This is a genomic window from Spirosoma sp., from assembly GCF_048594605.1.
Classification (GTDB): Bacteria; Bacteroidota; Bacteroidia; order Cytophagales; family Spirosomataceae; genus Spirosoma.
Window position 1 is genome coordinate 1 of the sequence record NZ_JBMDWV010000199.1, and the last position, 7,059, is coordinate 7,059.

6 protein-coding genes are annotated in these 7,059 nt (G+C 50.6%); 4 read left to right on the top strand and 2 right to left on the bottom strand.

Going from position 1 to position 7,059, the window contains the following annotated elements; all coding sequences use genetic code 11:
• Window positions 1-334 precede the first annotated feature (334 nt).
• The 4 genes from ACOJS8_RS12460 to ACOJS8_RS12475 all read left to right on the top strand — a co-directional run bounded on the left by ACOJS8_RS12460 (window position 335) and on the right by ACOJS8_RS12475 (window position 5,662).
• Complete coding sequence (locus tag ACOJS8_RS12460; protein WP_420148867.1) at window positions 335-3,121, top strand: TonB-dependent receptor; 2,787 nt, start codon at window positions 335-337, stop codon at window positions 3,119-3,121.
• Between the two features lie 40 nt (window positions 3,122-3,161).
• Window positions 3,162-4,379, top strand: coding sequence for an MFS transporter (locus ACOJS8_RS12465; protein ID WP_420148868.1), 1,218 nt, complete (start codon window positions 3,162-3,164; stop codon window positions 4,377-4,379).
• A gap of 25 nt (window positions 4,380-4,404) precedes the next feature.
• The gene (locus tag ACOJS8_RS12470) at window positions 4,405-4,956 is read left to right on the top strand and encodes a carboxymuconolactone decarboxylase family protein (protein ID WP_420148869.1); all 552 of its coding nucleotides are present in this window, start codon (window positions 4,405-4,407) and stop codon (window positions 4,954-4,956) included.
• Window positions 4,957-5,083: 127 nt separating this feature from the next.
• Entirely contained in the window at window positions 5,084-5,662 is a 579-nt protein-coding gene (locus ACOJS8_RS12475) for a carboxymuconolactone decarboxylase family protein (protein ID WP_420148870.1), read from the top strand.
• Window positions 5,663-5,792: 130 nt separating this feature from the next.
• Here ACOJS8_RS12475 and ACOJS8_RS12480 read toward each other — a convergent pair whose 3' ends face one another.
• Both ACOJS8_RS12480 and ACOJS8_RS12485 read right to left on the bottom strand, forming a co-directional pair.
• Window positions 5,793-6,359, bottom strand: a complete 567-nt coding sequence (locus ACOJS8_RS12480) for a carboxymuconolactone decarboxylase family protein (protein ID WP_420148871.1) — start codon at window positions 6,357-6,359, stop codon at window positions 5,793-5,795.
• Window positions 6,360-6,392: 33 nt separating this feature from the next.
• The coding region (locus ACOJS8_RS12485; protein ID WP_420148872.1) for a murein L,D-transpeptidase catalytic domain family protein at window positions 6,393-7,059 on the bottom strand (667 nt) is incomplete at its 5' end.

Below are 7,059 nucleotides of genomic sequence, written 5' to 3' on the forward strand. Positions count from 1 at the left end.
GTTTGATAAGCGGTTCGGATAATCGGTCGTCTTTGAGGATGATCGTGTGCCTGCCTACAGGCAACAAATAACTCATGCGCTCAGAATTAAACGAATTCGTTCGTGGCTTAGCCATTACGTTTGGCTCGCTACGTAGCATACGTTTATTCTCAGGCGCTGGGGCGGTATGCTACCTTGATCAATTGGGCAGGCTGCCGCGTTCGTTCATTTTCTCAACTTACATCGTATTGATTGGCGCGGACAATTTCTGTCTACGCAAATCGACGCTGGACGCTGATGCATGTCAACTTATTTATACGTGCACTTCGTTCGGACGTGCTTTATAATCCATTTCATGAAAACTATTTATACACATATACTTTTTGTGGTGTTCCTGTTGGCTGGATTTACCTCGACTGGCTGGGCACAAAAAACACAACTCACCGGAACTATAACAGAATTCGAAACGGGCAAACCACTGGCCGGTGCTACGGTGCTGCTTAAAGGAAGCAAACAGGGAACCGTTACGGATAGCCAAGGCCAGTTTAATCTGTCAGTGACGGATGCATTGCCCAAAATACTCGTTGTATCGATGATCGGCTACGAGCGGCAGGAAATAAAACTGTCTGGTAATCAGGGGTTGACGATTAGGTTACGGCCGTCATCGGAACAGCTTGATCAGGTAGTTGTAGCGGCTTCGCGGGTCGAGGAAAGCATCCTTCGGTCGCCGGTGAGCGTTGAAAAACTCGATGCACGCGCTGTACGACAGACGCCTTCGGCAAACTATTTCGAAGCGCTGAACAATCTGAAGGGCGTCGATATGGTGACCAGCGGATTAACGTATCGCCAGATCAATACGCGCGGCTTTAACTCGACGGGCAACAGCCGGTTTCTGCAACTGGTCGATGGTGTCGATAATCAGTCGCCGGGCCTGGGTTTTTCGGTTGGTAATTTGTTAGGCGTATCGGATTTAGACGTTGAATCTGCCGAGTTAATTCCCGGTGCGGCTTCGGCGCTTTATGGTCCGGTTGCCTTTAACGGACTGCTTTACACGAAAACGAAAAATCCGTTTGATTATCAGGGGTTAAGCGTTCAGCAGCGAACCGGCGTTAATCACGTTGCCGACCCAACGGGCGATGGTGCCAAGCTTTTCTCCGAGACATCGGTACGTTACGCCAAAGCGTTTAACAACCGACTGGCTTTCAAGCTGAACGCGTCGTACCTGAAAGGGCGCGACTGGTATGCGGCTGATTACACTGACATCGACCCGAATACGAATCCGGAGCAACGTGGCGCCAATAATCCAGGCCGGAACGCGCTAAACATTTACGGAGATGAGGTTGCGCAAACGATTACGGGAATCGGGCGGGTGTCGCGGACGGGTTATGCGGAAAAGGATTTGACCAATTATGACGTCTATAGCCTAAAGTTAAACGGGGCCGTTCATTACCGGATCACCAATTCTGTCGAAGCCATTTACGCGATAAATGTCAGTCAGGGAACGGCGAATTATACGGGCAGCAGCCGATTTATGCTGAATGACTTCCGACTGACGCAGCACCGGCTTGAACTACGGGGTAAAAACTTTTTCGTTCGGGCGTATTCTACCGCCGAGAACTCGAATAATTCGTATAACACCCGATCGCTTGGACAACTCATCAACCGGACCTGGGTACGCGATCTGAATGGCAATGTTGTTACGCCAGACAAAGCCGACGCTACGTGGTTTGAACGGTATGGCACTGCTTTTAGCGGACTTGTTCAGGGCGTAGCGGGGCAGAGCAACGATGCCGCCCGGGCCTTTGCCGATCAGGGACGCTACGTACCGGGTTCTGCCGAATTTGAGCGGGAGAAAGATCGCTACGTTCATATTGCCGGTTTGCAGGGCGCGGGTGTGTTGAGTCAGAGTAAATTTTATCACGTAGAGGGTCTATATGATTTTTCGTCTCATCTCCCGTTCCTAAGCCTTCAGGCAGGCGGAAACGTGCGCTACTACGCCATGGAAACGAACGGTACGTTATTTGAAGACAAAGTGAACAAAGTACGGGTGTCGGAATTTGGTGCGTTTGTTCAGGCGTCGAAAACGCTGCTGTCGGATAAATTAAAAATCACATTGTCAGGTCGTTATGATAAGAATCAGAACTTCGCTGGGAATTTCACTCCCCGTGCCTCTGCCGTATTCTCCCCGAACGATGCACATCATTTTCGGGCAAGCTATCAAACGGGTTTTCGTAATCCAACTGTACCCGACCAGTTCATTAAGCTAAATGTAGGCCCGATTATCATTCTGGGGGGGGCACCTGCTAATTCGGCGGGGTTGAATGCCTATGAGAATTCGTTTACGTCGGCTTCGGTTGGCGCTTTCGGTGCGGCCTTTGGGCAGGATCTGGCAACAGGGATGCCCTTTCCACAGGCTGTCGCGAAAAATAAAGATAAACTCGTCAAATCGAACGTACCCTATATTCGTCCGGAGCAATTACAGTCATTCGAGATTGGCTATAAAGGGTTGTTAACCCCGCGGTTGCTGCTCGATCTGAGTTATTATCATGGTCAGTACCGCAACTTCCTGATTAATCAGGTGGTCATCCGGCCAAACAGTGCTGTTTTGCTTGGCGATGGAAGCATTAACCCCGCTGCTGCGGCCGACGTGCTGACGGCTACCAATCGGCAGGCTTTTCAACTCTATACCAATGCCGCCGACCGCGTGTCGACGGATGGGGCGAGTGTTGGGCTGACGGCTACCCTGAATCGCGGCTATTTGCTGAATGCCAATGCAACATGGGCGCAATTCAATATTCTGGATGCTAACCCAAATAACATTCCGGCGTTTAACACCCCCCGTTTCAAAACGAACGTAGTGCTCAGTAACGACCGGATAACCGATCGGGTTGGCTTCAGCGTAGCCTGGCACTGGCAGGAAGCCTTCGACTGGTACGGTACGTTCACCGAAAATCGGCCCGGCCGTATTCCATCGTATTCGTTGCTCGACGCGCAGGTTAGTTATCGGGTTCCTGCTCTGAAAACGACGCTTAAACTGGGCGCAAGTAATCTGGCGAACAACTACGTAGTGCAGGCGTATGGCTCGTCGGCCGTTGGTGGCCTGTATTACCTGACGCTGACGTTTGATGAACTGATGCGGTAGTTTTTAAGCGAAGAATTGCTGTTGATCAATCCAAAGAACTATGAATCAGGTACTCATTTCTCCTCCTCAGGTAGCGGCCGATCGGGCAGATTGGCGGGCATTTGGGCTTTGTTTTGCGTGTTACGTGCTCGGTGGCACCGTATCAACGTTGCTGTCGGTTTTTTTGCCGGTTATTTTGCCCGATCTGGGTGCTGATGGCTCGTCGGGTGCCATACTGAATGCCGCTTTTCTGTACGGTTGGGTTGGGGGAGGGCTGGGTTTTGGCCTGATTGCCGACCGGGTTGGCCGAGTGCGGGCGCTGACGCTGGCTACAACGCTGGTTGGTTTCTTTACGTTGCTCGGTGTCTGGGCTACGAGTTGGCCCATCCTGGCGGGGTTCCGTTTCATGGCTGGGATGGGTGTTGGTGGCGTACTGGTCGTTACAACCATTTATTTGTCAGAGATCTGGCCCGAACGGGGTCGTCCTGTTGTGCTGGGTTTGCTGGCGATGTCGTTTCCGGTTGGTATTGTCTTGGCGGGTAGCCTGAATTTGCTATTCGCACAATGGCGGCAGGCGTTCTGGTTAGGGGCTATTCCGCTGGTGTTGGCGCTCCTGGTGATCAACTGGTTGCCCGAATCGGCTCGCTGGCAAAGCGCCAGACAAACGACGTCATCCGAAACGCCATCCCTCTGGCAACCGCAGTATCGGCTCAATATCATTCAAGGGTCAATCATTTTCAGTGCTGTTCTGATTGGTTTATGGGCTGTTTTTTCGTGGACACCTTCCTGGGTTCAAACACTTTTTGCCAGCGATACTGACGCTCGTCAGGCCAGAGGACTTACCATGATGCTATTTGGTATGGGTGGCATTCTGGGCGGAGCGCTGTCGGGTTTTCTGGTAAATCGGTTTGGGATGCGAACAACGTTGCTGGGTACGTTTGCGTCGTGTTTGCTGGCGTGCTGGCTTTTGTTTGGTACGAACCAGGTGTTTTCGCCCGTGATTTATGCGGAAACGGCATTATTATCCCTTTGTTTTGGGATCAGTCAGGGAACATTATCCAGCTTTATTCCGCTGCTGTTTCCGATTTCGATCCGGGCTACAGCCACGGGGTTCTGCTTTAATATTGGCCGCATTCTGACGGCAACCGGCGTATTTTTTGTCGGCTCGCTGGTTACGGTGTTTGGCGGTTTGGGGAATGCGTTGCTTTTCTTCTCGCTGACGTTTGCGCTGGCTTTCGTTGCTACGTGGTTTAGTCGTCAGGCAACGTCATCAACTTAGTTTTAATCTATAAAATTTATCAAAAATGCCTCATATTCAATTAGCTGACGGCGTGCCGGGAATTCGGAGCCTGGCTATGTACCGCCCAGAAACAGGAAAGCCGCTTTATGAACTGGCTCAGGTTCTGCTACGTGGCGAATCGCCCTTGAGTCAGGCTGAACGCGAATTGATTGCTACGTATGTATCGGCTCAAAATAATTGTAATTTCTGTACGCAGAGCCACGCGGCTGCGGCCCGGGCACTGTTTGGCCCCGATCGTAACGTAGTGGATTTTGTGCTGAGCGAATACGAAACCGCGCCGATTTCAGAGAAGCTAAAAGACTTGCTTACCATTGCTGGTCGTGTTCAGATGGATGCCCGTACGGTCAGCGATGAAGACGTGGCCCGCGCTCGTGAGCATGGCGCTTCGGATCGCGACATTCACGATACGGTGTTGATTGCTGCTACGTTCTGCATGTTCAATCGCTACGTCGATGGGCTGTCTACGTTGTCGCCCACTGATCCGGCTATTTATGAACCGATGGGCGAGCGATTGGCGCAACATGGTTATGCGGTCCCAGCTAATAGCCCGGCTTGATAACTTCCAAAATGACACCGGACGATTCATAAATGAATCGTCCGGTAAAAAACTTTCATAATAGGTTGGTTATATTCCCCACCTGTTTTACGGGTGGGGATATATTGAACGCTAAATAAATTCAACAATGGCACATATTCAATTACCCGAAGGATTACCCGGCATCCGGGGACCAATGGCTTTTAGCCCAGAAACCACAAAACCGCTCAATCTGCTCGTTGATCAGCTTCTTTGGGCGCCAGATAATACACTCAGCCAGGGCGAACGCGAACTGATTGCGACCTACGTATCGTCGGAAAATGACTGTCAATACTGCCAGACGATTCATGGGGCTATTGCCAGTCAATGGCTTGGCGACACTGACTGGAGTCTGGTGAACCAGGTAAAGCAAAATCCGGAAACAGCTCCCATTTCAGAGAAGATGAAGGCCTTGTTAGCCATTGCCGGGAGCGTTCAGAAAGGCGGTAAGCACGTAACGCCGGAACAGATTGACCGGGCGAAAGGCTTAGGCGCAACGGACAAAGAAATTCACGATACGGTGTTGATTGCTGCGGCTTTCTGTATGTTCAATCGCTACGTTGATGGACTGGCTACGTGGATGCCGGATGATACGTCGTTTTTCAGAAGCCGGGCCGTAACGATTTGCGAAAAAGGATATGCTGATTCCGCAACAACTGCACCGATTAAAACGGCGAAGACGGTTTGACAGATTAATTATTAGTATGCTATACGACCCCTTTGGGGTCAAATGTTTATAGAAAATACTAGCTGCTATAAACATTTGACCCCGAAGGGGTCGCACAACAATAGGTTAGCCTAAATCTGCTGCTTAATCGTTAAGACTGGGTTTTCAAATGGTCGTATCCCTGCTTGAGCCGGTTATAACCATGACTGGTGATACGTTCGCCGAGATAGGCGTAAAAAGCTGGGTCAGTTGGCGTTACACTCGCCAGCCCATCCACATATTTATTGTAGAGGCAGAACAGGGCCGCAATCAAAACCGTATCATGAATCTCACGGTCAGTAGCTCCGGCTGTTTTAGCCCGGTCAACGGCTTCGGGCGTTACGGCTCGCCCGTTTTTCTGTACCAAGGCTGCTACGTTCAGCAGCGCTTTCATCTTATCGGAAACAGGAGCCGATTCAAAATCCTGCTTAACCAGTTCGCAGGTTTCAGATTCGCCCAGCAAAATATCCGCTGCAGCCGTGTGGGCTGTCGCACAGAATCGACATTCGTTTCGATGCGACACCAACGTAGCAATTAATTCACGCTCTCCTTCCGTCAGCGTGGATTCGCCCCGAAGCAGAATCTGAGTTAATTCACGAATAGGCTGCGCCGAATCCTGCCGATATTCCAGCAGTCCGGTTATACCCGGCAAGTGGGCTTCAAGTGGAATATGAGGCATCTTCAAAAGGGTTTACGGAGAAAATGCTACGCGTTACAAAGAGGCAATCTCGGTCGGCTCGGCGAGGTACGACGACTTTGCTAGATAATCCGTATTCGGCGAATAAACGAACAGGCAAGAGCCACCTTTTACCGCCTGAATAATACCTTTTGAATCAGCATACGGAACAGCTGGACAACCCTGACTACGTCCTAACCGACCGGTCTTGCGGATGAAATCTTCGCAAACGTAATCGGCACCGTGCAGCACAATGTTTCGGTTATAAACATTGTCGTTGAAGCCTTTTTCCATGCCCTTCAGTTGCAGTGACAGACCGTGCTTCCCCATGTACGTACTAAGTGTCTGGTAAAAACCCAGACTGCTTTGAAATGAGGATTGTTTATTGGAGAAATGCTCGGCCATCAGATCGCCGGAGTTCTGACCATGAGCCACATACGTATTGAAAAGCAGTTTTTTGTTGACCAGATCAACTACGTACATACGTTTGTGCGTAGAAGGCTGGCTAAGGTCAACAATGGTCAGCGTAGGCTTATCGGGGCTTACCTTTTGCCAGCCCCGCAAGGCATACTCAAAAACAGACTTCTGCAAGCCGGTCTGACTTAGCTGAAGCGAGTCGTATACGTCAAGAAAGGGAACAAATTTCTCGTGTTTGGGAGCTGAAACTGGCTTGGCGACAGCGACGTTACGGTTGGATTTGGCT